Annotated in this window: 20 protein-coding genes; 11 read left to right on the top strand and 9 right to left on the bottom strand. The window is 72.7% G+C overall.

From position 1 onward, the window contains the following. Nucleotides 1-8: 8 nt before the first annotated feature. From ACIGXW_RS21095 to ACIGXW_RS21105, 3 genes are all read right to left on the bottom strand, one after another. Nucleotides 9-590 (bottom strand): TetR family transcriptional regulator, encoded by a 582-nt coding sequence (locus ACIGXW_RS21095; RefSeq protein WP_399574409.1) that lies wholly within the window; start codon nt 588-590, stop codon nt 9-11. Nucleotides 591-719: 129 nt separating this feature from the next. Further along, nucleotides 720-1,724 (bottom strand): aldo/keto reductase, encoded by a 1,005-nt coding sequence (locus tag ACIGXW_RS21100; RefSeq protein WP_399574410.1) that lies wholly within the window; start codon nt 1,722-1,724, stop codon nt 720-722. Nucleotides 1,725-1,831: 107 nt separating this feature from the next. Continuing rightward, the gene (locus ACIGXW_RS21105; protein WP_399574411.1) at nt 1,832-3,313 is read right to left on the bottom strand and encodes an MFS transporter; all 1,482 of its coding nucleotides are present in this window, start codon (nt 3,311-3,313) and stop codon (nt 1,832-1,834) included. Between the two features lie 101 nt (nt 3,314-3,414). Between ACIGXW_RS21105 and ACIGXW_RS21110 the strand changes: the two genes are divergently transcribed. From ACIGXW_RS21110 to ACIGXW_RS21125, 4 genes are all read left to right on the top strand, one after another. Continuing rightward, a complete protein-coding gene (locus ACIGXW_RS21110) occupies nt 3,415-4,338 on the top strand; it encodes a helix-turn-helix transcriptional regulator (protein ID WP_399574412.1) in 924 nt (307 codons plus the stop codon). Between the two features lie 99 nt (nt 4,339-4,437). Then, nucleotides 4,438-5,568 carry a tRNA dihydrouridine synthase DusB gene (dusB, locus tag ACIGXW_RS21115; protein ID WP_399574413.1) on the top strand — a complete coding sequence of 377 codons (1,131 nt, stop codon included), beginning with the start codon at nt 4,438-4,440 and terminating at the stop codon, nt 5,566-5,568. A 383-nt stretch (nt 5,569-5,951) separates the two neighbouring features. Next, a complete protein-coding gene (gene ppdK, locus ACIGXW_RS21120; protein ID WP_071966606.1) occupies nt 5,952-8,675 on the top strand; it encodes a pyruvate, phosphate dikinase in 2,724 nt (907 codons plus the stop codon). 495 nt (nt 8,676-9,170) lie between these two features. After that, nucleotides 9,171-10,217, top strand: a complete 1,047-nt coding sequence (locus ACIGXW_RS21125; protein WP_399574414.1) for an ArsR/SmtB family transcription factor — start codon at nt 9,171-9,173, stop codon at nt 10,215-10,217. Here ACIGXW_RS21125 and ACIGXW_RS21130 read toward each other — a convergent pair. From ACIGXW_RS21130 to ACIGXW_RS21145, 4 genes are all read right to left on the bottom strand, one after another. Further along, the gene (locus tag ACIGXW_RS21130) at nt 10,175-11,011 is read right to left on the bottom strand and encodes a carbohydrate ABC transporter permease (protein WP_399574415.1); all 837 of its coding nucleotides are present in this window, start codon (nt 11,009-11,011) and stop codon (nt 10,175-10,177) included. The genes ACIGXW_RS21125 and ACIGXW_RS21130 overlap by 43 nt on opposite strands. Nucleotides 11,012-11,013: 2 nt before the next feature. Then, nucleotides 11,014-11,940 (bottom strand): carbohydrate ABC transporter permease, encoded by a 927-nt coding sequence (locus ACIGXW_RS21135; RefSeq protein ID WP_399574416.1) that lies wholly within the window; start codon nt 11,938-11,940, stop codon nt 11,014-11,016. Beyond that, a complete protein-coding gene (locus tag ACIGXW_RS21140; protein WP_071966609.1) occupies nt 11,937-13,202 on the bottom strand; it encodes a sugar ABC transporter substrate-binding protein in 1,266 nt (421 codons plus the stop codon). Before ACIGXW_RS21140 ends, ACIGXW_RS21135 begins: the two co-directional genes overlap by 4 nt. Before the next feature lie 123 nt (nt 13,203-13,325). Then, nucleotides 13,326-15,197: an APC family permease gene (locus ACIGXW_RS21145; RefSeq protein WP_399574417.1), complete on the bottom strand. Its 1,872-nt coding sequence runs from the start codon at nt 15,195-15,197 to the stop codon at nt 13,326-13,328. Nucleotides 15,198-15,425: 228 nt separating this feature from the next. Here ACIGXW_RS21145 and ACIGXW_RS21150 point away from each other — a divergent pair, with 228 nt between their 5' ends. After that, nucleotides 15,426-16,016, top strand: coding sequence for a hypothetical protein (locus ACIGXW_RS21150; RefSeq protein WP_399574418.1), 591 nt, complete (start codon nt 15,426-15,428; stop codon nt 16,014-16,016). Nucleotides 16,017-16,051: 35 nt separating this feature from the next. On the opposite strand, the gene ACIGXW_RS21155 is transcribed toward ACIGXW_RS21150, so the two are convergent. After that, on the bottom strand, nt 16,052-16,984 hold the full coding sequence (locus tag ACIGXW_RS21155; protein WP_399574419.1) for an oxidoreductase: 933 nt from the start codon (nt 16,982-16,984) through the stop codon (nt 16,052-16,054). Nucleotides 16,985-17,143: 159 nt separating this feature from the next. On the opposite strand from ACIGXW_RS21155, the gene ACIGXW_RS21160 reads away from it, so the two are divergent. The 4 genes from ACIGXW_RS21160 to ACIGXW_RS21175 all read left to right on the top strand — a co-directional run bounded on the left by ACIGXW_RS21160 (nt 17,144) and on the right by ACIGXW_RS21175 (nt 20,910). Next, nucleotides 17,144-17,791: a hypothetical protein gene (locus ACIGXW_RS21160; protein WP_399574420.1), complete on the top strand. Its 648-nt coding sequence runs from the start codon at nt 17,144-17,146 to the stop codon at nt 17,789-17,791. A 68-nt stretch (nt 17,792-17,859) separates the two neighbouring features. After that, on the top strand, nt 17,860-18,645 hold the full coding sequence (locus ACIGXW_RS21165) for a sulfite exporter TauE/SafE family protein (RefSeq protein ID WP_399574421.1): 786 nt from the start codon (nt 17,860-17,862) through the stop codon (nt 18,643-18,645). A gap of 205 nt (nt 18,646-18,850) precedes the next feature. Continuing rightward, a complete protein-coding gene (locus tag ACIGXW_RS21170) occupies nt 18,851-19,729 on the top strand; it encodes a trypsin-like serine peptidase (protein WP_399574422.1) in 879 nt (292 codons plus the stop codon). 101 nt (nt 19,730-19,830) lie between these two features. Further along, on the top strand, nt 19,831-20,910 hold the full coding sequence (locus ACIGXW_RS21175; protein ID WP_399574423.1) for a hypothetical protein: 1,080 nt from the start codon (nt 19,831-19,833) through the stop codon (nt 20,908-20,910). Between the two features lie 21 nt (nt 20,911-20,931). On the opposite strand, the gene ACIGXW_RS21180 is transcribed toward ACIGXW_RS21175, so the two are convergent. Then, on the bottom strand, nt 20,932-21,642 hold the full coding sequence (locus ACIGXW_RS21180; protein ID WP_399574424.1) for a vancomycin high temperature exclusion protein: 711 nt from the start codon (nt 21,640-21,642) through the stop codon (nt 20,932-20,934). A 100-nt stretch (nt 21,643-21,742) separates the two neighbouring features. Between ACIGXW_RS21180 and ACIGXW_RS21185 the strand changes: the two genes are divergently transcribed. Beyond that, nucleotides 21,743-23,095, top strand: coding sequence for a deoxyguanosinetriphosphate triphosphohydrolase (locus ACIGXW_RS21185; protein WP_399574425.1), 1,353 nt, complete (start codon nt 21,743-21,745; stop codon nt 23,093-23,095). 156 nt (nt 23,096-23,251) lie between these two features. After that, nucleotides 23,252-24,520 carry an NAD(P)/FAD-dependent oxidoreductase gene (locus ACIGXW_RS21190; protein WP_399574426.1) on the top strand — a complete coding sequence of 423 codons (1,269 nt, stop codon included), beginning with the start codon at nt 23,252-23,254 and terminating at the stop codon, nt 24,518-24,520. The last annotated feature ends 1 nt before the right edge of the window (nt 24,521 follow it).

Here is a 24,521-nt window from a genome sequence, read left to right on the forward strand (position 1 = left end):
GCCACCGCCTACGCGCGCAGGCCCCGCAGCACGAGGCCGCACACCGCGTCGAACGCCGCGTCGATGCCGGGCTGCGACCACTCCGCCGCGTACGCGGGGTCGTGGAAGCGGTTGGTCGCGTCCCAGACGGCCCGGGCCGCCGTCGCCGGGTCGGTCGCGGCGAACTCGCCCCCGTCCACGCCGGCCGCCACGATGCCGGCCAGCTGGCCGATCATCGTCTCGATGTGCCGCTCGACGGTGCCGCTGTTCTCGCCGACCAGGACCATGTAGGTCGCGAACAGTTCGGGGTCGTCGCCCGCCTTGCGGCGCTTGGCGGCGAAGAGTGCGGCGAGCCAGTCGCGGAGCCGGGACGCGGCCGGGCCCCCTGCGTCGGCCAGGGCGGAGAGTTCGGCGTGCGACTGGTCCAGCCAGCGCTCGGTGACGGCTTCCCGCAGGGCGGCCTTGCTGCCGAAGTGGCGGTAGACGCTGCCGTGGCTGACGCCGAGCGCGCGTGCGACGTCGACCACGGTGGCCTTGGCGGGGCCGAAGCGGCGCAGCACGTCCTCGGTGGCTTCGAGGATGCGGGTTGGAGTCAGCGGTTCGGGCGGCATCGCGGGTGCGGTTCCCTTCGGGGCGGGGTTTGTATGACCGTACCCGGCATCCGCTTGCGTTCGGCTGCGGGCCGGTGGTCCGTTGTGCCCACCCGTTCCGCCTTGCGGAACGATTGCCCACAACAGGTCTCAGTGCTCGCTGTCCAGGTGGGCCATTTGGTCTGCCGGGTAGCGGGCGCCGGCTGCGGCGTTTGCGGGGACGGCCTTTTCGATGGCGGTCAGGGCGTCGGCGTCCAGGTGGAGGTCGAGGGCGCCGAGGGCCTCGTAGAGGCGGTCGCGGCGGCGGGCGCCGACCAGGGGGACGATGTCCTCGCCGCGCGAGAGGACCCAGGCGATCGCGGTCTGGGCGACGCTGGCGCCCCGCTCGTCGGCGACCTTGCGCAGCGCGTCGACGAGGTCGAGGTTGCGCTGGAGGTTCTCGCCCTGGAAGCGCGGGCTCATGCCGCGGAAGTCGTTCGCGGCGAGCTGCCGGTCGCGGGTGAAGTGGCCGCTGATCAGGCCGCGCGAGAGCACGCCGTACGCGGTGACGCCGATGCCCAGCTCACGGCAGGTCGGCAGGATCTGCTCCTCGATGCCGCGCGAGATCAGGGAGTACTCGATCTGCAGGTCCGCGATCGGGGCGACGGACGCGGCCCGGCGGATGGTGTCCGCGCCGGCCTCGGACAGGCCGATGTGGCGGACGTGGCCGGCCTCGACCAGCTCGGCGATGGCGCCGACGGTCTCCTCGATCGGGACGCCGGGGTCGACGCGGGCGATGCGGTAGACGTCGATGTGGTCGACGCCGAGGCGCTGCAGCGAGTAGGCGGCGAAGTTCTTCACGGCCGCGGGGCGGCCGTCGTAGCCGGACCAGCCGCCGTCCGGGTCGCGCAGGGCGCCGAACTTGACGCTGGTGAGCGCCTGCTCGCGCGTGCCGGCCGGGGCCGAGCGCAGGGCCTCGCCGATGAGCATCTCGTTGTGGCCCATGGCGTAGAAGTCGCCGGTGTCCAGCAGCGTGACGCCGGCGTCGAGGGCCGCGTGGATGGTGGCGATCGACTCGGCGCGGTCGGCCTCGCCGTAGAGGGCGGACATGCCCATGCAGCCGAGGCCGAGGGCGGAGACCTGGGGTCCGGTGGTGCCGAGGGGGCGGTGCAGCACGGGAACTCCTTGGGGGAGGGGAGGGAGCCGGGGGTACACCAAAAACGATGCCACATGGAATGACAGATTTCAATATCTGTCATTCCATGTTTGACCCTTCCCTGGGGCTAGCGCACCCCGCGCGGCAGCCGGAACGTCAGCAGCACGGTCGCCGCCACCGCCACCAGCTGCACCCCCAATGTGATCGCCAGCGCGTCCCGCATCCCCGACCCCGGCGCCAGCGACAGGAACAGCGAGCCGAGCGTGGCCACGCCCAGCGCCATGAACGCCTGCTGCGTGGTCACCAGCACCCCGCTGCCCACTCCGGCCCGGTCCACCGGCACCTCGCTCAGCACGAGCCGGATCGTCAGCGGCATCAGGATTCCCTGGCCCAGCCCCTGGATCGCGAGCCCCGGCGCCAGGCCCAGCGCGCCCAGCCCGTCGTTCCAGCCGAACCAGAAGGTCGCCGCCACCACGGCCAGCCCCGCCCCCTGGATCAGCGCCCCGGCCGTCGCCAGCCGCCGCCCGTAGCGCACCGCCAGCCGGGGGCCGGCCAGCGAACCGGCGAAGAAGGTCACGCACATCGGGACCAGGGCCAGCCCCGCCGCCATCGGGCCCAGCCGCAGCCCCTCCTGCAGGGCCACCGCCAGGACGAACATGAAGCCGCCCCAGCCGATGGAGAACGGCACGATCAGCGTCAGCCCGCTGCGCACCGCGTGCACCCGCAGCAGCGACGGCGGCACCAGCGGCATCCGCCCCGCCCGCTCCTCGCGCAGCTCCACCAGCACGAACGCGGCGGCCGCGCACGGGAACACCGCCAGCAGCACCCACGACCACAGCGGCCAGCCCGTGGAGCGGCCCTCCGTCAGCGGCACCAGCAGCGACACCAGGGACACCGACAGCAGGACCGTGCCCCACCAGTCCACCCGCGTGGGGTTCTCCGAGCGCGTCTCCGGCACCGAACGCACCGCGAGCACCAGGGCCACCACCGCGACCGGCGCGTTGATCAGGAAGATCGACCGCCAGCCCGTGCCCAGCAGGTCGACCGAGACCAGCACCCCGCCGAGCACCTGCCCGACCGCGCTCACCACCCCGGCCGTGCCGCTGTACAGGCTCAGCGCCTTGGTGCGCCGGGTGCCGCTGGTCGTCGCCTGGATCGTCGCCAGCACCTGCGGCAGCATCAGCGCCGACGCCGCGCCCTGCGCCACCCGCGCCACCACCAGCGTCCAGGCGTCCGGCGCCAGACCGCAGGCCACGGACGTCACCCCGAAGGCGGCCGTACCCCACAGGAACAGCCGGCGCCGGCCCACCATGTCGCCCAGCCGCCCGCCGAGCACCAGTAGCACCGCGTAGGCGACGCCGTAGCCGCCGACGACCATTTCCAGGAGCGCCGGGCCGGCGTCCAGGTCGCGCCCGATCGTCGGCAGAGCGACGTTGACGATGAAGAAGTCCAGGAACGGCAGCGCCGCCCCGAGCAGCACGGTCGCCAGCCCCAGCGGCGTCAGGCCCGCCGGGGGAGAGGACGGGGAGGGGAGGGGGGAGGCGGGAGTCGTGGCGGTCGTCGGAGTCGTCGGGACGGGGGCAGGACTGGCTATTCGCGGTTCACTCACGGATACGACGATGGCGGTGCGCGGAGCCGGGTACCAGAGTGTCCTTATCCTGGTACAAGGAGTACCTGGCAACTGGCTGGGAGGTCCCGCACCCTGGAGCCATGACGACGATGACGCTTGAGCGCCCTGCCGTAGCGGCCCATACGGCCGACGACGTACGCCGCAGTGAACTCGCCGCCTTCCTCCGCTCCCGCCGCGAGCGCATCTCCCCCGAACAGGCCGGCCTCCCGCGCGGCCCCCGCCGCCGCACCCCCGGGCTGCGCCGCGAGGAGGTCGCCCAGCTCGCCGCCGTCGGGGTCACCTGGTACACGTGGCTGGAGCAGGCCAGGGACATCCAGGTCTCGGCGCAGGTGCTGGACTCCATCGCCCGTGCCCTGATGCTCGACCGGGGCGAGCGCGTCCACCTCTTCGCGCTGGCGGGCTCCACCGACCCGCTGTCCCCGGCCGACTGCCCGGGCGTGACCCCCGCGCTGCACGCGATGCTGGAACGGCTGGAGCCCTTCCCGGCGTGCATCCAGAACGCGCGGTACGACATCCTCGCCTACAACCGCACCTACGGGCACCTGCTCGGCGACCTCGACGCCATAGCGCCGGAGTACCGAAACTGCCTGTGGCTGTACTTCACCGACGACGACTGGCGCGCCGGCACCGCCGACCGGGAAGAGGCCACGCGCGCCATGGTCGCGAAATTCCGGGCCGCCATGGCCGAGCACCTCGCCGAGCCGGCCTGGAAGTGCCTGCTCAAGCGGCTGCAGGACGCCTCGGAGGAGTTCCGGCAGCTGTGGGCGCGGCACGAGGTGGCCGAGCTCACCGCCTACCGCACCCGCAGCCTGCTGCAGCCCCGCGTGGGCATGCTGCGCCTGGACTACACCAGCCTGTGGACCGGCCCCACCCCCGGCGCCCGGCTGCTGACCTTCACCCCCGCCGACCAGGAGACGCAGGCCCGGCTGGAGCGGCTGCTGGCGCTCGTACGGGCGGAGGAGGCGCTGGAGCACACCGGTGCGACGGCCGCGCCGGTGCGCTGACGCCGCCCGTCAGGACCTCCGACCCGGGATCCGGCTCCCCCGAATGAGGGACAATGGACGGTCCGCCCGTTCCCGTACGACTTCGAGGAAGCCCGCTCCATGACGCTCCAGATCGGTCCGCACTCGGTGCAGCCGCCGGTGGTCCTGGCCCCCATGGCGGGGATCACCAACGCGCCCTTCCGCACGCTGTGCCGCGAGTTCTCCGGCGGCAAGGGGCTCTTCGTCAGCGAGATGATCACCACCCGGGCGCTCGTCGAGCGGGACGCCAAGACGATGCGGCTGGTCCACTTCGACGGCACCGAGAAGCCGCGCTCGATCCAGCTCTACGGCGTCGACCCGGTCACCGTCGGCAAGGCCGTCCGCATGATCGTGGACGAGGACCTGGCCGACCACATCGACCTCAACTTCGGCTGCCCGGTCCCCAAGGTCACCCGCAAGGGCGGCGGCTCCGCCCTCCCGTACAAGCGGAACCTGCTGCGCTCGATCCTCCGTGAGGCCGTCGGCAACGCCGGCCCGCTCCCGGTGACCATGAAGATGCGCAAGGGCATCGACGACGACCACATCACCTACCTCGACGCCGGCCGGATCGCGGTCGAGGAGGGCGTCACCGCCATCGCCCTGCACGGCCGCACCGCCGCCCAGCACTACGGCGGCACCGCCGACTGGGACGCCATCGCCCGCCTCAAGGAGGCAGTCCCCGAGATCCCCGTGCTCGGCAACGGCGACATCTGGTCCGCCGAGGACGCCGTGCGGATGATGCGCGAGACCGGCTGCGACGGCGTCGTCGTCGGCCGCGGCTGCCTGGGCCGGCCCTGGCTCTTCGGCGACCTCGTCAGCGCCTTCGAGGAGGGCGGGAACGGCACGTACGCCCAGCCCGCCCTGCGCGAGGTCGCCCGGGTCATGCTGCGCCACGCCCAGCTGCTCGGCGAGTGGCTGGAGAACGAGGAGCGGGGCGTGATCGACTTCCGTAAGCACGTCGCCTGGTACACCAAGGGCTTCTCGATCGGCTCCGAGCTCCGTAAGAAGCTGGCAATCGCCTCGTCCCTGGACGAAATGGACGCTCTTTTGAGCGAGCTGGACCTGGATCAGCCCTGGCCGCTGGGTGCGGACGGACCGCGCGGCCGGACCTCGGGTCGCAACCGGGTGGTGCTTCCGGAGGGCTGGCTCGACGACCCGTACGACTGCGCAACTGTGGGCGCGGAGGCCGAACTGGACACTTCGGGCGGGTGAACGCCCGGCGATGACGCGTGATTCTCGCCACCTCTGATAGGGGCTCCGCTCAGATGAGCGCCGAAATCGGGGGTGCACCTCTGGAAGGGGTGGCACTGGGTGCCACCCCTTTTGGCTTCAACCCTTGGCGGCAGACGGCGGGAATTTTCGGCGCTCCGTGAGGCACCGATTATTTTCGGTCACCTTGCCTTCATTATGTGAAGGAAGCGGGTGCGAGCCTCAGATGAGCGCATGACTTTCGATCTGCTGGCGGATGGGTGGTTGCGCCCCCAAGATGGCGGAGTGGACCTCCTCAGATGCCTTCGATCTGGGTACGCTCCCCGCCGTCAGGGCAGCCCACCCCCAACTGCGTCCCGGGAGGCCCCAGTGAGGAGTCGATTCCCGTGCCGGTATCTGAAGATCGCCAGAAGTTCGTCTACGACTTCACCGAGGGCAACAAGGACCTCAAGGACCTGCTCGGCGGGAAGGGTGCCAACCTCGCCGAGATGACCAACCTCGGTCTGCCCGTCCCTCCGGGCTTCACCATCACCACCGAGGCGTGCAAGGTCTACCTCGAGGGCGGCCAGGAGCCGTCGTCGATGCGCGACGAGGTCACCGCCCACCTCGAGGCCCTCGAGGCGCGGATGGGCAAGAAGCTCGGCCAGGCCGACGACCCGCTGCTGGTCTCGGTGCGCTCCGGCGCCAAGTTCTCCATGCCGGGCATGATGGACACCGTCCTGAACATCGGCCTCTCCGACGAGTCGGTGACCGGCCTCGCGACCCAGGCCGGCGACGAGCGGTTCGCGTGGGACTCCTACCGCCGCCTCATCCAGATGTTCGGCAAGACCGTGCTGGGCGTCGACGGCGAGCTCTTCGAGGAGGCGCTGGAGGAGGCCAAGCGGGCCAAGGGCGTCACCACGGACGTCGACCTCGACGCGGCCGACCTCAAGCGCCTGGTGGAGGAGTTCAAGGTCATCGTCTCCAAGGCGACCGGCCGGGACTTCCCGCAGGCCCCGCGCGAGCAGATGGACCTCGCCATAAGGGCGGTCTTCGACTCCTGGAACGGTGACCGGGCCAAGCTCTACCGCCGCCAGGAGCGCATCCCCGGCGACCTCGGCACGGCCGTCAACATCTGCTCGATGGTCTTCGGCAACCTCGGCCCCGACTCCGGCACCGGCGTCGCCTTCACCCGCGACCCCGCCAGCGGCCACCAGGGCGTCTACGGCGACTACCTGCAGAACGCCCAGGGCGAGGACGTCGTCGCCGGCATCCGCAACACCATGCAGCTCGCCGAGCTCGAGCAGCTCGACAAGGCCTCGTACGACCAGCTGATGCAGATCATGGAGACGCTGGAGACGCACTACAAGGACCTGTGCGACATCGAGTTCACCATCGAGCGCGGCAAGCTGTGGATGCTGCAGACCCGCGTCGGCAAGCGCACGGCCGGTGCGGCCTTCCGCATCGCCACGCAGCTGGTGGACCAGGGCTTGATCGACGAGGCCGAGGCGCTGCAGCGCGTCACCGGCGCCCAGCTGGCGCAGCTGATGTTCCCGCGCTTCGATGAGAAGGCGAAGGCCGACCTGCTGGGCCGGGGCATCGCCGCCTCGCCGGGCGCCGCCGTCGGCCGGGCCGTCTTCGACTCGTACACCGCCGTGAAGTGGTCGCGCTCGGGCGAGAAGGTCATCCTGATCCGCCGTGAGACCAACCCCGACGACCTCGACGGCATGATCGCCTCCGAGGGCATCCTGACCTCGCGCGGCGGCAAGACCTCCCACGCGGCCGTCGTCGCGCGCGGCATGGGCAAGACCTGTGTCTGCGGCGCCGAGGAGCTGGAGGTCGACACCAAGCAGCGCAAGATGACCGCGCCGGGCGGGGTCGTCATCCAGGAGGGCGACGTCGTCTCCATCGACGGCTCCACCGGCAAGGTCTACCTGGGCGAGGTCCCGGTCGTGCCGTCCCCGGTCGTGGAGTACTTCGAGGGCCGCATGCACGCGGGCGCCGACGACGCCGACGAGCTGGTCCAGGCCGTGCACCGGATGATGGCCTACGCCGACCGCATGCGCCGGCTGCGCGTGCGGGCCAACGCCGACAACGCCGAGGACGCCTCGCGCGCCCGCCGCTTCGGCGCCCAGGGCATCGGCCTGTGCCGCACCGAGCACATGTTCCTCGGCGAGCGGCGCGAGCTGGTGGAGCGCCTGATCCTGGCGGACACCGACACCGAGCGCGACGAGGCGCTGGGCGCCCTGCTGCCGCTGCAGAAGGCCGACTTCGTCGAGCTGTTCGAGGCCATGGACGGGCTGCCGGTCACGGTGCGCCTGCTCGACCCGCCGCTGCACGAGTTCCTGCCCGACATCACCGAGCTGTCGGTGCGCGTCGCGCTCGCCGAGGCCCGCGAGGACGCCAACGAGAACGACCTGCGCCTGCTGCAGGCCGTGCACAAGCTGCACGAGCAGAACCCGATGCTGGGTCTGCGCGGCGTGCGCCTGGGCCTGGTCATCCCCGGCCTGTTCGCCATGCAGGTGCGGGCCATCGCCGAGGCCGCGGCCGAGCGCATCAACGCCAAGGGCGACCCGCGCGCGGAGATCATGATCCCGCTGGTGGGCACCGTCCAGGAGCTGGAGATCGTCCGCGAGGAGGCCGAGCGCGTCATCGCCGACGTCGAGGCCGCCACCGGCACCGGCCTCAAGCTGCCGCTCGGCACGATGATCGAGCTGCCGCGCGCCGCCCTGACGGCCGACCAGATCGCCGAGGCCGCCGAGTTCTTCTCCTTCGGTACGAACGACCTGACCCAGACCGTGTGGGGCTTCTCCCGCGACGACGTCGAGGCCAGCTTCTTCACCGCCTACCTGGAGAAGGGCATCTTCGGGGTCAGCCCGTTCGAGACCATCGACCGCGACGGCGTGGGCTCGCTGGTCCGCGCGGCCGCCAAGGCCGGCCGGGCCACCCGGCCCGACCTCAAGCTCGGCGTCTGCGGTGAGCACGGCGGCGACCCGGAGTCGGTGCACTTCTTCCACGAGGTGGGCCTGGACTACGTCTCCTGCTCCCCGTTCCGCATCCCGGTCGCCCGCCTGGAGGCGGGCCGCGCGGCCGCGCTGAACGGCACGGCGGGTACCAGCGACAGCCGCTGAGCACCGGCCGGACGAGCTCCGGAGCCGCTGATGGGATGACCTCGACCCTCAGCCCCCTGCGGCTCCGGTAGAGGAGGGGCAGCACCCGCGCGGGGTGCTGCCCCTTCCGGCCATTTAACCGCTGCGTAACGCGACGTACACGCGAAGATCATCCGCCGGGACGGGCGGGCGGGCCGCCGGGGCTCCCGGCGGCCGGTGGAACGGTGAAGGGGCGGCGCCCGTGCGGGAGCGCCGCCCCTCTTTACTCCCCCACCGGGAGTTGTTGCCGCCCGCATCGGCTCGGGCGGCAACTCACATACTCAGCGGCCGCTTTTTCGCTCGCCACCCCCCACGGGAACGAGCGGGTGCGGCCCTGAGTGCGTGAATAGCATTTCGCTTCTGCGATGTTCGCCGCGAGTCCTTTCAACTGTGGCCAAAAGGGCGTGGTAACACCGCGTATCGGTGTGCATACTCAGTGGGCGGGGGGTGGTTGCGGATGTCTCATGTGGGGGTTTGGTGCTGCGTGTCCATTTCACTGGACTCGATCTGGCCCGGTTGCGCCTGGCCGGAGACCCGGACGTGCTGTGGGAAACCGTATTGAGCCTGCACCGCCTCCGGGACAAACAAGGCGAGTCGATCTTCGGAGATTGGCGCTCGGAAACCCGTCCTCGGTTGAATGGTGAAACGCGGCTACTGGCGCCGCTGGTTCCGCCTCGTGGTTATTTCCCGGACTTCCTGACGCCGCCCGAAGGGTTACTCGGACTCGAGTCCGGCATACAGGCGCTGCGGGCCACGCCCGCCGACCGGGTGCACGAGGAACTGGGCAGGCTGTCCACCGTACGGACCCTGCCCGCTTGGATACGATCGCTGGCCGAGGGCGACGCCCGTGCGTTCGGCAAGCTGATCAGCGCCCTGCATTCCTACCATCAGGCGGCCATCGCCCCCTACTGGGCCCACATCCAGGCGCAGATCGAGGCCGACCGCGCCATCCGCGGCCGGGCCCTGCTGGACGGCGGCGCGGACGCCCTGCTGTCCTCGCTGCCGCCCACGATGCGCTGGCAGGCCCCGGTGCTGGAGGTCGACTACCCCGTCGACCGCGACCTGCACCTGAACGGCCGCGGACTGCTGCTCCTGCCGTCCTTCTTCTGCCGGCGCACCCCGGTGACCCTGCAGAACGCCGAGCTCACGCCCGTCCTGGTCTACCCGGCCCGGGCCATGTCGGAGTCGGCGCCCGCCGTCCCGGCCGCCCCGCGCTCGCTGGGCAAGCTCGTCGGGCACACCCGCTCCGCGGTCCTGGGCTCCATAGGGGGCGGCTGCACGACCAGCGAACTGGCCCGCAGGGTGGGGGTGTCGGCGGCCTCGGCCAGCCAGCACGCGGGCGTCCTGCGCGAGGCCGGCCTGGTGCTGACCCTGCGCAACGGCAGCGCCGTCATGCACACCCTCACGCCCCTGGGTGCCGCCCTCCTGCGCGGCGGCCACCGCGGCCCGCAGGGCCGCTCCCGCGTCCAGTCGTCGATGGTTCAGTCGTCGATCCCGGACCGCTCGACGCCTGCGACGATGTAGCGCTGCAGCAGCAGGAAGACCAGCAGCAGCGGAACGATCGAGACGGCGGCGGCCATGAACAGCTCGTGCAGGTTGACGACCTGCGCGGTGGTGAAGGTCGACAGCGCCACCTGGACGGTCCACGAGTCGCGGCCCTGGCCGATGACCAGCGGCCACAGGAAGGAGTTCCAGGCGCCGATGAAGACGATCGTGCCGACGGCCGCGAAGACCGGCCGGGAGTTGGGGACGACGATGCGCCAGTACGTGCGCCAGTAGCCGAGCCCGTCGACCTGGGCCGCGTCCTCCAGCTCGCGCGGGAAGCCCAGGAAGTACTGGCGGAAGACGAAGCAGGCGAACGCGCTGAAGAGCGTGGGCACGATCAGCCCGCGCAGGGTCGAGACCCAGCCGAGCGAGGAGACCAGCACGAAGGACGGCACGAACGTGACGGCCGCCGGGACCATCAGGGTGCCCACGACCGCGTAGAAGACGGCGTTCGCGTGCCGGTAGGGGATGCGGGCCAGCCCGTACCCGGCGAGCGAGGCGAGCAGCAGTGTGCCGACGGTCGTGACCACCGCGATGAGCGAGGAGTTCAGCAGCGCGTGGGCCATCGGCACGTCCGGGTCGGCGAACAGCTCGCGCACGTTCGACCAGTGCGGATCGCGCGGGAAGAACGTCCAGGTGGGGGCGGTGATCTCGGCCTCGGAGGCCAGGCCGTTGCGGACGATCAGATAGAAGGGGATCAGGAACAGCGCGGCCAGCACGATAAGCAGCACCAGCCGCAGCGCGCGCCCGGCGCGTACGAGGGCGTTCTCCACGGCTAGTGCTCCTCCTTGCGGCCGAGCCCGGACCAGCGGGCCTGTACGACGGTCACCACGGCGATGACCAGCGCCAGGATCACCGCGCCCGCGCTGCCCAGGCCGAGGTCCTGCCCCTGCCCGAGCGCGGTGTAGTACAGGTAGACCAGCGGCGGCCGGGCGTAGGGCGGGTAGCCGCGGGCGTCCGAGAGCAGGTTGTAGAACTCGTCGAACGCCTGGAAGGCGGCCACGACCAGCAGCAGCACCACGGTGACCGAGGTGGTGCGCAGGGCGGGGAAGGTGATGTGCCGGAACGTCTGCCACCCGGGCCGGGCGCCGTCGAGCGCCGCCGCCTCGTACAGCCGCACCGGGATGCGCTGCAGCCCGGCCAGGAACAGCAGCATGTAGAAGCCCGCCTGCAGCCACAGCCGCACGGTGACGATGACGAGCCAGTACCAGGGCGGATCCGTGGCCGCCAGCCAGGCGACGGGCTCCGCGCCGAACCAGCCGAGCACGGTATTGGCCAGTCCGAAGCGCACGCCGTTGAAGACCGACAGCTTCCAGACCATCGCGGCGACGACGTACGAACAGGCGGCCGGCAGGAAGAAGACGGACCGGAAGAACGCCTGCGCGAAGCGCAGCCTGTTCACCGCCAGGGCCAGGCCCAGGGACAGCGCGTAGGTGGCCGGCACGATGAAGGCGGTGAAGACGACGAAGGTCACCAGCGACGAACGGAAGGCCGGGTCGCCCAGCATCGCCGTGTAGTTGCCGAGACCCACGAAGTCGGTGGGGGAGACGGTGTTGTGGGCGTCGAAGAAGCTGAGGTACACGCTCCAGGCGAGCGGTACGTACGTGAAGAGGGCGAGCCCCGCTACGAACGGGCCGACGAAAGTCCAGAACCAGAAGGTACGGTTCCGCTGCCGTAGCCGGTCGCTCCGCGCCGTGCTCATGATCCCTTCCGCACCCGGCGCAGCTCCGCCTCCGCCTTGCGGACGGCCGCCTTGAGCTCACTGCCGGGGTCGGCGCCGCCCTTGATGATCCGGTTGAGGGCGTCCTGATAGGTGGTTTGACTGGGCGGCGTCCACAGAAGGGGCTGCGCCGGGAAGCCGTGCTCGGTGGTGAACCGTACGGCCTCGGCCGCCGGTCCCTTCTTGAGCCGGTCGGCCTTCGCGGCGAGCGAGGTCCGGGCGGGGATGTGGAAGCCGTAGGACAGTGCGAAGTCCTCTTGGTGGTCGGTGCGCTCGATCCACAGCCACTTCACGAACGCCTTGGCCGCCTCCCGGTGTTCGCTGCGGGCGCTGACGGCGGCCGTCCACGCGCCGACCGGGACGGCGGGCCGGCCGCCCGGGCCGTCCGGTGGGAACGGCAGCACCCCGAAGTCGTCGCCTAGCGCCTTCCTGATCTGCGGCAGCGCCCACAGCCCCGACCACTGCATGGCGGTGAGGCCCTGGACGAACGCGGAGGGATCGGCCCAGTCGGTGGGCGCGCCCAGCAGCAGCGACTTGTCGGCGTACAGCCGGTGGAGCTTGCCCAGGGTGCGGGCGGCGGCAGGGTCGTCGAAGCCGACCTTGCCCCCGTCGGTGAGGAGCGAGAGCCCGGCGGCCTGCAGGGGAGTGCCGGCGAGGGCGCTCGCACCCCCGTCGTTGCCCAGGAAGAGGCCCTTGACCTTGGAATCGGAGAGTCTGCGCGCGGCGTCGACGAGCTCGTCCAGGGTGCGGGGCGGCCGTACCCCGGCGGCCTCCAGCAGGCTCTTGCGGTAGTACAGCAGCTGGGTGTCGACGACCTGGGGGATGCCCCAGACGCGGCCGTCGTGGGTCTTGGGGGCGAGGACGGCCTGGCTGAAGTCGCCCTTGACATCCTGGATCAGGTCGGTCAGATCGACGATCTGCCCGCCCTGGATCTGGTCCAGGGTCGGGCCGTTGACCTCGAAGACGTCCGGGCCGGAGGAGGTCAGCAGGGCTGCCGCCGTCTGCTGGTCGTAGTTGCCCGGCCGCCACTCCACCCGGACGTCGGCGTCCTTGTACGCGGCGGCGTACCGCCCCACCGCCTGCCGGGTGCCGACCTCCCCGTACTGGTGGTACCACTGCGACAGGCGGGGTCTGTCCGAACCCCCGCCCCCACGACCGGTGTTCGAGCCGCACGCGGTGGTGAGACCGCCCGCCAGTGCGAGACCGGCGCCGCCGGTCATGAGCTGTCTGCGGCTGATCGGCATGTCGGCTCTTCCCCTCGGCGGTCGGGACCGTACGGATCAACGATCAACGATGAAGGGGAATTACGACAGAGGGGTTAGCGCCGCGTGTCGGCCGTTCCGGCGGCCGCCCCGGCCTGCCCGGCGTCAGGCCGTCTGCCGCGTGTCGATCCGGAACCGGAGCCTGCAGATGACCGCGTCGGTGTCCCGGCGCACGGCGTGGGCGACGACCGCGCCGCGCTGGTTCTGCAGCAGCCGCTGCCAGACGTGCGCGGGCTCGACCTCCGGGATGAGCACCGTGACGCGGTTGTCGGGGTGACGGTCGGCGAGCTCGTGGACGTACGCCACGATCGGGCCGCCCAGCGAGCGCGAGGCGGTGGGCAGTTCGACGAGGTCGACGCCGGGGCACCACAGCTCCCAGTCGCGGCGCAGCGACTCCGCCGCCCGCCGCCCCTCGGCGTCGGGGTGGGTGACGGTGACGGCCACCACCTCGTCGCCGAGCGACACGGCGGCCGTCAGCGCCTTGCTCGTCAGCCGGGACAGCGAGGAGACGGGCACGACGACCACGGAGTGGCAGCGGCGCGGCGCCTCGGGCACCCGGCCCAGCTCCAGCCGCTCGCCGATCCGGCCGTACGCCCGGTGGACGGCCTCGAGGACGAGCACCAGCAGGGGGAGCGCGACCACGATCAGCCAGGCGCCCTCGGTGAACTTCGTCGCCGTGACGACGACGGCCGACACACCGGTCAGCACGGCCCCGAAGCCGTTGAGCAGCGCCTTGCCGCGCCATCCGGCGGAACGTTCCTGCCGCCAGTGGCGGACCATGCCGACCTGGCAGATGGTGAAGCCGACGAACACCCCGATCGCGAACAGCGGCACGAGCGTGTTGACGTCGCCGCCGGAGAGGACCAGCAGCACCGCCGAGACGGCCGCGAGCGCCAGCACGCCGTGGCGGTGGACCTGGCGGTCGGCCTTCAGGCCGAAGACGTGCGGAAGGTAGTTGTCACGGGCGAGCAGGCCCATCAGGACGGGCAGCCCGCCGAAGGAGGTGTTGGCGGCGAGCGCGAGCAGGATCACGGTGGCGAACTGCACGACGTAGAAGGCCCAGTTGTGGCCGAGCGAGGCGTCCGCGAGCTGGGCGAGGACGGTGACGCCCTCCACCGGCTGCAGGTGGAAGCGGCCGATGAGGACCGACAGGCCGATCAGCATGACGCCCAGCAGCGCGCCCAGCGCGACCTCCGTGCGCTGGGCGCGGCGGGTGGCCGGGGCGCGGAAGGACGGCACGGCGTTGGCGACGGCCTCGACGCCGGTCAGCGCCGAGCAGCCGGCCGCGAACGCCTTCAGCAGCAGGAGGGCGCCGACGGTGGTGGCGTCGTCACCGAGCACGGAGGCGTGCCCGGCGGCCGCCTCGGTACTCGCGGGCGCGGCACGGAAGAGGCCCACGACGATCAGGACCAGGATCGAGCCGACGAAGACGGCCGTCGGCACGATGAACGCCTTCGCCGAGTCCACGATGCCGCGCAGGTTCACGCCCGTGACCAGCACCAGCACGCCCAGGCAGAGCCACATCCGGTCGCCGTAGAGGGAGGGGAAGGCCGACGTCAGCGCGGCGACCCCGGCGGTGACCGACACGGCCACGTTCAGCACGTAGTCCAGCACCAGCGACGCGGCGGTGAACAGGCTCGTCCGCCGGCCCAGGTGGCGCTTGGCGACGGCGTAGGAGCCGCCGCCGTCCGGGAACGCCGCGATGACCTGCCGGTAGGAGGCGACGAGCACGGCCAGCAGGGCGGCGATCGCCAGCGTGACCGGCAGCGTGAAGCCCAGGCCGTGCGCCCCGGCCGCCGCCAGCACCAGGACGATCGCCTCGGGCCCGTATGCCACCGACGCCATCGCGTCGAGGGAGAGGGCCGCCAGGCCCTGCGTGGCCGTCAGCCGGTGCCGGTCCTCCGCCGCGGGCCGCCCGGCGCCGGTATCAGGCGGCTCCTCGCCGGTGCCGGCGGCGTGCTCCGAATTGGCCAGCATGGACATCTTTTGTCGTACCTCCGTTGTCTCGGAGGCCCAGCGTGCGCCCGCGCCGACGGGGCGGCGCCCGGCATTGGCGCCCTCTTGGCGGGTCTTGGCGCTATCCATACGCCTTCTTGACGCCCCGTGAGGCCGGGCGTCAGTGAGCCGCAAGGATTGGCCAAGACCACGTCAGCAGGGCGTCAACATCCCGCGTACCGCCCGCCGCGCGCCTCTAGCGTCAGCATCATGGGACGGCGACAGACATTACGGGCGCGTACGCGGGCGCGCGAGGCGTACGGCCGGGGCCCGAAGGCCCGCCCGCCCGCGGGCGGCGCACCGGCATGGGACCGGAACTGGCGGCGCGAGGCCCGCACCGCCTGGTGGTGCGGGCTGGCCCTCGGGGGCGTGCTCGTCCTCGCCGACCTCGCCCGCGGCGGCCTCGACTGGCCGCGCGGCTGCTCCTGGGTCGCCATCGGCGGGGCGCTCGTCGCGGTGCTGCGACCCCCGAGGATCACCGCCGGCGAGAACTGGCTGGCCGCGCGCGGCCTGCTGCGCGAGCACCGCGTGCGCACCGACCTGCTCACCCAGGTGCGCCGCGCCGACGGCATCGCCCCGCGCCTGGTGCTGCGCGACATCGCCGGCAACCGCGTGGAGCTGGACCCCGCGGTCCTGGCCGCGAACCCCCTGCTGTGGCACCGCCTCGACGCCGGCGCCCGCCGCTCCCGCGACCGGGGCCTGCTGCGCGAGGGCACCCAGCCGCTCGCGGACCTGGCGGCCCGCATCGACGACGAGGGCGCCAGGCGCCTCCTGAAGGACGCGGGCTTCGACCGGGGCTGACGCCCGGCCGGCCGTCCCGCCCGCGGGCGGGAACCCTAGGCGGCGCCCCGCCAGTCGTACCGGACCCCCGTCAGCCGCTCCGACGCCGCCCACAGCCCCGCGCTCGCCCGGTCGTCCCGCGTCCACCCCGCCCGCAGCGAGCGCACCGGCGACCCGCGCCACAACTGCACGCGCGGGCCGAAGAAGTCGTCCTGCTCCACTCCCGGCGCCGTCGCCGCGTAGAGCGACGGCAGGGCGCCGTCCTCCGCGCTCTGCGCGACGGTGCGGTTGACGAACTCCACGGCCCGCTCCGCCCAGGCCCGTTCCTCCATCCGCACCCCGGCCGTCTGCAGGTTGGTCGCCGCGTACCCCGGGTGCGCGGCGGCCGCCACCACGGCCGAGCTCTCGGCGGTCAGCCGCCGCGCCAGCTCGTGGACGAAGAGCAGGTTGGCGCTCTTGGAGCGGCCGTAGGCGATCCAGCGGCGGTAGCGGTGGTCCATGTTCAGATCGCGCGGATCGACGGTGCCCAGGAAGTGCAGCCCGCTGGAGAGCGTGACCACCCGCGCCCCGGGCCCGCCCGCGCGCAGCCGCTGCAGCAGCAGGCCCGTCAGCGCGAAGTGGCCGAGGTGGTTGGTCCCGAACTGCATCTCGAAGCCGTCCACCGTTCTTCGGTGCGGCAGCGCCATCACCCCGGCGTTGTTGACCAGCAGGTCCAGCCGGTCCTCCGTGAGGTCGGCGGCGAAGGCCCGTACGGATTCGAGATCCGCCAGGTCCAGCTGTGCGAACCGCACCTCGGCGCCGGGCGCCTGGGCCCTCATGAGCTCCTCGGCCGCCTTGCCGCGCGTCGCGTCCCGGCAGGCCAGCACCACCCTCGCCCCCTTGCGGGCGAGCTCCCTGGCGGTCACATAGCCGATGCCGCTGTTGGCGCCGGTCACCACGGCGGTGCGGCCGCTCTGGTCGGGGATGTCGCTCGCGGTCCAGCCGTTCATGTCCGGTGTGCTCCTCTGCGGTCCGTACCTGGCGGTTACGAGTGAGTAGCTTCTGAGGCCCAGCCTAGGCGGGAAGGTTCGCACGGGCAGCCCCGGCTCGTACGTCTGCTCGCGGAAACGTCCTGTCGCGTGTCGGCGGGGCCTTGGTACGGTCGCGCCATGTCGCCCTCGCATGATGCGCCGCAGCCCGTGACCGCCGACGACGTCGAGGAGGCCGTCCGGCTGGTGATCGCCGCCCTGCGCGGCGCCCCGGAGGTGAACTGGCAGAACCGCGCGGGCTCGCTGGAGTGGGACTGCTGGGAGACCCTCGAGCACCTCGCCGACGACATGTTCTGCTACGCCGCCCAACTGGCCCCGCCGACCCCGCCCTTGGACGGCTACGTCCCCTTCGTTCCGGCGCGGCTGCGCCCGGGCGGCCCGCAGGAGACGATCCACGCCGAGCGCGGGCCGGGGGTGCCGGGGCTGTTCCAGGTGCTCGAGGCGGCCACCGGGCTCCTCGCGGCCCAGGTGCGCACGAAGCCGCCGCACACCCGGGCGTTCCACAGCTATGGGATCGCGGACCCGGAGGGCTTCGCGGCCATGGGCGTCGTCGAGGCCCTGGTGCACGCGTACGACGTCGCCGAGGGACTGGGCGTCGCCTGGGAGCCGCCCGCCGCGCTCTGCGAACGGGTCCTGGCCCGGCTCTTCCCCGACGCCCCCGCCGATGCCGGGCCGTGGCCCACCCTGCTGTGGGCGACCGGCCGCACGGAGCTGCCCGGGCACCCGCGCCAGGCCTCCTGGCGGTGGCGCAGCGCCCCGCGGGACTGACCCCGGGCCGCCGCCCCAAGGGCCCTGCCGCGAAGGGGCCTTGCGTGGCGGTCCCGTACGATCCGCCGGTGAGCCCCGACATATCCCTGACAACGCTGATCGTGCTCTGCCTGGCCGCGGGCGCCGCCGGGTGGATCGACGCCGTGGTGGGCGGGGGCGGCCTCCTCCAACTCCCCGCGCTGATGGTGGGCTTGCCGCACATGGCGCCCGCCTACGTGCTCGGCACCAACAAGGCCGTCGCCATCTGCGGGACGACCGCCGCGGCCGTCGCCTACACCCGCAAGGCGCCCTTGGACCTGCGCACCGCCGTGCGCATCGGCCTCGCCGCGCTCGGCGGCTCGCTGGCCGGGGCGTTCTTCGCGTCGGGCATCAACAGCGCCGTCCTGCGCCCCCTGATCATGGCCGTTCTGCTGGCCGTCCTCGCCTTCGTCCTCCTGCGCCCCACCTTCGGCGCGACCGCGGCCCCCGCCGCCCCGGTGACCCGGCGGCGCGTGCTGACGGCGATCGGTGTGGCGGGGCTGGGCATCGGCTTCTACGACGGGCTCATCGGGCCCGGGACCGGTACGTTCCTGGTGCTCGCGCTCGCCGGGATCCTCCACATGGACCTGGTCGCGGCCTCCGGCACCGCGAAGATCGTCAACGTCTGCACCAATGTGGGCGCGTTGGTGACCTTCTCGGCGCAGGGCGCCGTCCTGTGGCAGGTCGCGGCCCCGATGGCCGTCTTCAACCTCACCGGCGGCGCGGTGGGCGCGCGCATGGCGCTCAAGCGGGGGAGCGGCTTCGTGCGGGGTGTGCTGGTCGTGGTCGTGGTGTCGCTGGTGTGCAAGCTGGCCTATGACCAGTGGGGCGGATGAGGCAGTTCATGAGACGGAGGTGCCACAGGGGCTGTTTTGTCGTTGCTTATCGGTCGTTCGTACGACCGACAGTGCGGAAAACAGTCCGGTGCGCGGCGATCGGGCACCGTGCGGTTAGCCTGGCTCCTGCCTTTCCGCACCTTCCCGACGGCTGGGGGCGCCCGTGCATTTCTCCCGGTGGAGCCGGTCCCGATGGACCCGGGCCGTGCTCGCGGGGCTGTATGTGGTCACGCTCGCGGCCGCCGTGCCCAGGGGCGCCGGCGGGCACGGCCGGGACGGGACGTGGTCGAGCGCGGAGGCCCGGCGCTTCTGGGGCCCGTCACGGATGGCCGCCTCCACGGACGACACCGGGTCCGACGCCGCGGGCGGGGCCCAGCGCATCACCGGCAGCGCCCGCCACTTCGAGGGCGTGCCCACGGTCGGCGTGCTCTTCTACGTCGGCGAGGACATGCGGGACCACCACTGCACCGCCAGCGTGGTGCACAGCCCCAAGGGCAACCTCCTCATCAGCGCCGGCCACTGCGGCTTCGGCGACGACGCGGCCTTCGTCCCGGACTACCGGCGGGGCGAACGCAAGCAGCCGTACGGCGTCTGGGCGATCGACCGCACCTTCGTGGACCCCCGGCGCGAGGACTACGGCGACGGCTCCGACCTGGACTTCGCCTTCGCCACCGTCAGACCCGACGGCAGGGGCCGCCAGATCGAGCGCGTCACCGGCGCCAACCGCCTGGTCCGCACCCCGGGCGAGGTGAACCGGGTGACCGTCATCGGCTATCCGAGCGCCGACAGCGACCCCGCCGACCAGGCCGTCCGCTGCACGGCCATGACCAGTCGGCTGGAGGGTCACCGGCAGCTGACGATGCGCTGCGACGGCTTCTTCTCCGGCACCTCGGGCAGCCCCTGGCTGATCCACTTCGACGAGAAGACGAGGACGGGCGACCTCATCGGCGTCCTCGGCGGCCTCAACGGCGGCGGGCCCGACGGCGACGAGAGCGACAAGATCTCCTACAGCCCGCTCAACGACGACGAGATCTTCAGGCTCTACCTGGACGCCATCAACGGCCGCGAGCCCAAGCGGGCCTGACCCGCCCCGTATGACGGGAACCCGCCAAAACCGCCGTTCCCCGGGTGCGCCGGCACCGGCACCGGGACGGTGTTCCTCCCGACACACGAGGGGGGATTGCCATGACGAGGAGCTTCAGCCGTGCCGTCGCCGGTACGGCGGTGACGCTGGCGCTGCTGGTCCCGGGCGGGACGGCCGTCGCGGCGGACCCGGACGGCACGGCGGCCGTGCGGGGCGCGGACGACGGGGCGGCGACGCCCGGGCCGCGGGCGAGGGTGATCGGCACGCTGGAGGGCAACCACAGCGCCCATTCCCTGAACAAGCGCGGGGAGGTCGTCTTCCGTTCCGACGGCCCGTCCACGGTGTGGAACGCGGTGACGGGCAGAAGCCGGACGCTCGAAGGGGCCCCGGACGCCACGCCCTCCGACATCGCCGACGACGGCCGGGTCGTGGGGTCGCAGCCGGGCGAGGGCCTGGTGGTGTGGAACACCGACGGGACGGTCACCCGCGCCGGACTGCCGCCCGGCGAACAAGCGGTCGTCGGCGGCAGCACGATGCGGACGGGCGAGGACGGCACCGTCGTGCTCACGGCCTACCACTACGTCAGCGTGCCGCCCAGCCCCCGGCCGCGCCTCGTCGCGGCCCACTACCGCTGGCAGCCCGCCAAGGGGTTCCAGCAGCTGACGCGGCCCGGCGACGGCTCCACCGCCGTGGCCCTCAACGACGAGGGCCTCGTCGTCGGCCGCACCGAGAAGACGGCCGCCGCCTGGCACCCCGACGGCACGGTGACAAAGTATGCGCCCACAGCCGGTCACACCGGCTGGACCTGGGCCAACGCCGTCAACAACCGTGAGGTCCTCGTAGGCGGCCAGGAGCGCCCGGACGGAGCGGTCACCCCGACGCGCTGGGACGGGCCCGAGAGCCCCCGGCAGCTGCCGCACCTCGGCTTCGGCGGCGACGCCACCGGCGTCAACGACCGCGGCTGGGTCATCGGAGCCGTCCGTCCCGCCGCCGAGGGCTACCGGACCGACCCGGTGGTGTGGGACCCGCGCGGCCGGATGCACCGCCTCGACTCCCTGCTCCGCCCGGCACCCGGCGGCGAGGTCGAGTCGGTCGACGCGATCAACAACCGCAACCAGGTGCTGGTGCACATCAAGAGGGCCGACTCGACCACCTACCTCGCGGTGGTCCAGCTCGGCTGACGCCCGGCCCGGGCCCGCCCCTCAGCCCGCCGCCAGCGCCCGCTCCACCCCCGGCTCGTGCGGCCCGAGGAACGCGGGGCTGGGCCGCACCAGGGCGTCCAGGGCGGCCTTGCCCGACGCGAAGACCTCGCGCGCCCCGCCCGCGTACCAGGTGACGTCGTGCTTGGCGGCCACCCCGACGCCGTACGCGTCGATCCCGGCCGCCTCGCACAGCGCCAGGGCCCGGCGTATGTGGAAGCCCTGGGTGATCAGCACCGCCCGCTTCACCCCGAAGACGCGCTGGGCGCGGGCGCACGAGTCCCACGTGTCGAAGCCGGCGAAGTCGCTGACGATGCGGTCGTCGGGCACCCCGCGCTCCGTCAGATAGGCGCGCATCGCGTCCGGTTCGTCGTAGTCCTCGCGGCTGTTGTCACCGGTCACCAGGACCACACGGACCTTGCCCGCGCGGTACAGCTCGGCCGCCGCGTCCAGCCGGTGCGCCAGATACGGGGACGGCTTGCCCTCCCACAGGCCCGCACCGAAGACCATCGCGACCGGCGCCGACGGCACATGCGCCATGTCGCGCACCCGCGGCGTGCCCTCCGCGTACACCCACGTGGCGGGCAGCAGCGCCAGCACACAGGCCGTCATCACGACCCACAGCGCACGCCGCCTGCCGCCCCTGGTGGCCGGCAACCGCAACGGCGACCGCCACCGCGGCCGCGCCTGTCGCACCGGACCCGCCGAATCCATGAAACCTCCCCGTTCGCGAGACCAACGCGGCGGGCCGCCAGGAGGTTCCCGAACCGAACGCGCATCGCTGCTGTCACACCCTGGGGCTACCGTCGAGGGTATGAACGGCAGCACAGCAGGGACCGCGACAGAGAAGCCCGGCATCGCCGGATACGAGCCGTCCGACCTCGAGCGCTGGGCGCCCGAGCCCGACAAGCGCCCCGGCCGCACGGCCTTCCAGCGCGACCGGGCGCGCGTACTGCACTCCGCGGCGCTGCGCCGCCTCGCCGGGAAGACCCAGGTCGTCACCCCGGGCGTCAGCGCCCAGGCCTGGGACGCCAGCCCCCGCACCCGGCTGACCCACTCCCTGGAGTGCGCCCAGGTGGGCCGCGAGCTGGGCGCCGCCCTCGGCTGCGACCCCGACCTCGTCGAGGTCGCCTGCCTGGCGCACGACCTGGGCCACCCGCCCTTCGGGCACAACGGCGAACAGGCGCTCAACGAAGTGGCCGGGCCCTGCGGCGGCTTCGAGGGCAACGCCCAGTCGCTGCGCCTGCTCACCCGCCTCGAACCCAAGCGCTTCGTGCCCGACCCCGCCACCGGCGAGCTCGTCAGCGTCGGCCTCAACCTCACCCGCGCCACGCTCGACGCCGCCACCAAGTACCCGTGGCCGCGCGGCGGCCACCCCACCGACCCGGCATCGGGCAAGTTCGGCGTCTACGCCGACGACGTCCCCGTCTACACCTGGCTCCGCAAGGGCGCCCCCGGGCACCGCCAGAGCTTCGAGGCCCAGGTCATGGACTGGGCGGACGACGTCGCCTACTCCGTGCACGACGTGGAGGACGGCCTCCACGCCGGCCACCTCGACCCGGACGCCCTGCTCGCCGAGCCCGAGCGCCGCGAGGTCTTCGCCGTCGCCGCCGGCCGCTACGCCCCCGGCGCCGAGCCCGAGGAGCTCGCCGAGGCCCTGGACCGCCTCCTCGCCCAGGAGTGGTGGCCGCACGGCTACGACGGCTCCGCCGTCACCCAGGCCCGCCTCAAGGACGCCACCAGCCAGCTCATCGGCCGCTTCTGCCTCGCCGCCGAAACGGCCACCCGGGCGGCCTACGGCCCCTCGCGCCTCACGCGCTACCGCGCCGAGCTCGTCGTCCCCCGCGGGACGCGGCTGGAGTGCGCGGTGCTCAAGGCCGTCGCCGACCGGTACGTGATGCAGCGCGAGGACCAGGAGAAGCTCCGCTCCGAGCAGCGCGTCGTCATCGCCGAGCTCGCCGAGGCGCTCGTCGCCCGCGCCCCCGACGGCCTCGACCCGCAGTTCCGCTCCCTGTTCACCGAGGCCGCCGACGACGCCGGACGGCTGCGCGCGATCGTCGACCAGATCGCCGCCCTCACCGACAGCTCCGCCCGCTCCCTGCACGCCCGGCTGAGGGGGACCGGCGCGGAGCGGAGGCCGGGACCGCCGGGCGGCCCCCGGGGTTGAGCCGGCCGGCCCTTGCGGGCGGCGGCCGGAGCGGGGTACTCCCTCTACCGGCGGCACGCCGGGTGCGGGACGCTCGGCAGTGGCGCAATCCGACCGGGGGCGACAACCGCAGACGCGTCAGCAGACACGGACTGCGCGGCAGCGAGGAGGCAGCAAGTGGTGGACGCACACCAGACGTTCGTCATCGTCGGAGGGGGCCTGGCCGGAGCCAAGGCGGCCGAGACCCTCCGCAGCGAAGGATTCACCGGCCGGGTGATCCTCATCTGCGACGAACGCGAACACCCCTACGAGCGACCGCCGCTGTCCAAGGGGTACCTCACGGGCCGCGACGCCCGCGACAGCGTCTTCGTCCACAAACCCGACTGGTACGCCAAGGCCGACATCGAGCTCCACCTCGGCCAGCCCGCCGTCCACCTCGACCGCGAGGCGAAGTCGGTGCGCCTGGGCGACGGCACCCTCGTCCACTACGACAAGCTGCTGCTGGCCACCGGCGCCGAACCCCGCCGCCTCGACATCCCCGGCACCGGCCTGGCCGGCGTCCACCACCTGCGCCGCCTGGCCCACGCCGAGCGGCTGCGCGGCGTGCTGTCCTCCCTCGGCCGCGACAACGGCCACCTCGTCATCGCCGGCGCCGGCTGGATCGGCCTGGAGGTCGCCGCCGCCGCCCGCGGCTACGGCGCCGAGGTGACCGTCGTCGAGCCCGAGCCGACCCCGCTGCACACCGTCCTCGGCCCCGAGCTCGGCCAGCTCTTCACCGACCTGCACAGCGAGCGCGGCGTCCGCTTCCACTTCGGCGCCCGCCTCACCGAGATCGCCGGCCACGACGGCATGGTCCTGGCCGCCCGCACCGACGACGGCGAGGAACACCCCGCCCACGACGTCCTCGCCGCCATCGGCGCCGCCCCCCGCACCGCCCTCGCCGAGGCCGCCGGCCTCGCCCTCGTCGACCGCGCCGACGGCGGAGGCGTCGCCGTCGACGCCTCCCTGCGCACCTCCGACCCCGACATCTACGCCGCGGGCGACGTCGCCGCCGCCGAGCACCCCTGGCTGGGCACCCGGCTGCGCGTCGAGCACTGGGCCAACGCCCTCAACGAAGGACCCGCCGCCGCCCGCGCCATGCTGGGTCAGGAGGTCTCCTACGACCGGGTGCCGTACTTCTTCTCCGACCAGTACGACGTGGGCATGGAGTACTCCGGCTACGCGCCCCCCGGCTCGTACGACCAGGTCGTCTGCCGCGGCGACGTCGGAAAGCGCGAGTTCATCGCCTTCTGGCTCCGGGAGGGCCGGCTGCTCGCCGGCATGAACGTCAATGTGTGGGACGTCACCGAGTCCGTCCAGCGCCTCATCCGCTCCGGCGCCCGCCTCGACGCGAACGCCCTGGCCGACCCGGGCGTCCCCCTCGACCTCGACGCACTGGCCGGCTGAG

The sequence above is a fragment of the Streptomyces sp. NPDC053079 genome, assembly GCF_044546695.1.
Classification (GTDB): Bacteria; Actinomycetota; Actinomycetes; order Streptomycetales; family Streptomycetaceae; genus Streptomyces.

Bases quoted from the DNA above. Each gene is read 5' to 3' on its own strand.
- ACIGXW_RS21095 (WP_399574409.1), bottom strand. From the start codon at position 590: ATGCCGCCCGAACCGCTGACTCCAACCCGCATCCTCGAAGCCACCGAG.
- ACIGXW_RS21175 (WP_399574423.1), top strand. From the start codon at position 19,831: ATGACGAGGAGCTTCAGCCGTGCCGTCGCCGGTACGGCGGTGACGCTG.
- ACIGXW_RS21135 (WP_399574416.1), bottom strand. From the start codon at position 11,940: ATGAGCACGGCGCGGAGCGACCGGCTACGGCAGCGGAACCGTACCTTC.
- ACIGXW_RS21160 (WP_399574420.1), top strand. From the start codon at position 17,144: ATGTCGCCCTCGCATGATGCGCCGCAGCCCGTGACCGCCGACGACGTC.
- ACIGXW_RS21185 (WP_399574425.1), top strand. From the start codon at position 21,743: ATGAACGGCAGCACAGCAGGGACCGCGACAGAGAAGCCCGGCATCGCC.
- ACIGXW_RS21145 (WP_399574417.1), bottom strand. From the start codon at position 15,197: ATGCTGGCCAATTCGGAGCACGCCGCCGGCACCGGCGAGGAGCCGCCT.
- ACIGXW_RS21110 (WP_399574412.1), top strand. From the start codon at position 3,415: ATGACGACGATGACGCTTGAGCGCCCTGCCGTAGCGGCCCATACGGCC.
- dusB (WP_399574413.1), top strand. From the start codon at position 4,438: ATGACGCTCCAGATCGGTCCGCACTCGGTGCAGCCGCCGGTGGTCCTG.
- ACIGXW_RS21155 (WP_399574419.1), bottom strand. From the start codon at position 16,984: ATGAACGGCTGGACCGCGAGCGACATCCCCGACCAGAGCGGCCGCACC.
- ACIGXW_RS21150 (WP_399574418.1), top strand. From the start codon at position 15,426: ATGGGACGGCGACAGACATTACGGGCGCGTACGCGGGCGCGCGAGGCG.
- ACIGXW_RS21180 (WP_399574424.1), bottom strand. From the start codon at position 21,642: ATGGATTCGGCGGGTCCGGTGCGACAGGCGCGGCCGCGGTGGCGGTCG.
- ACIGXW_RS21140 (WP_071966609.1), bottom strand. From the start codon at position 13,202: ATGCCGATCAGCCGCAGACAGCTCATGACCGGCGGCGCCGGTCTCGCA.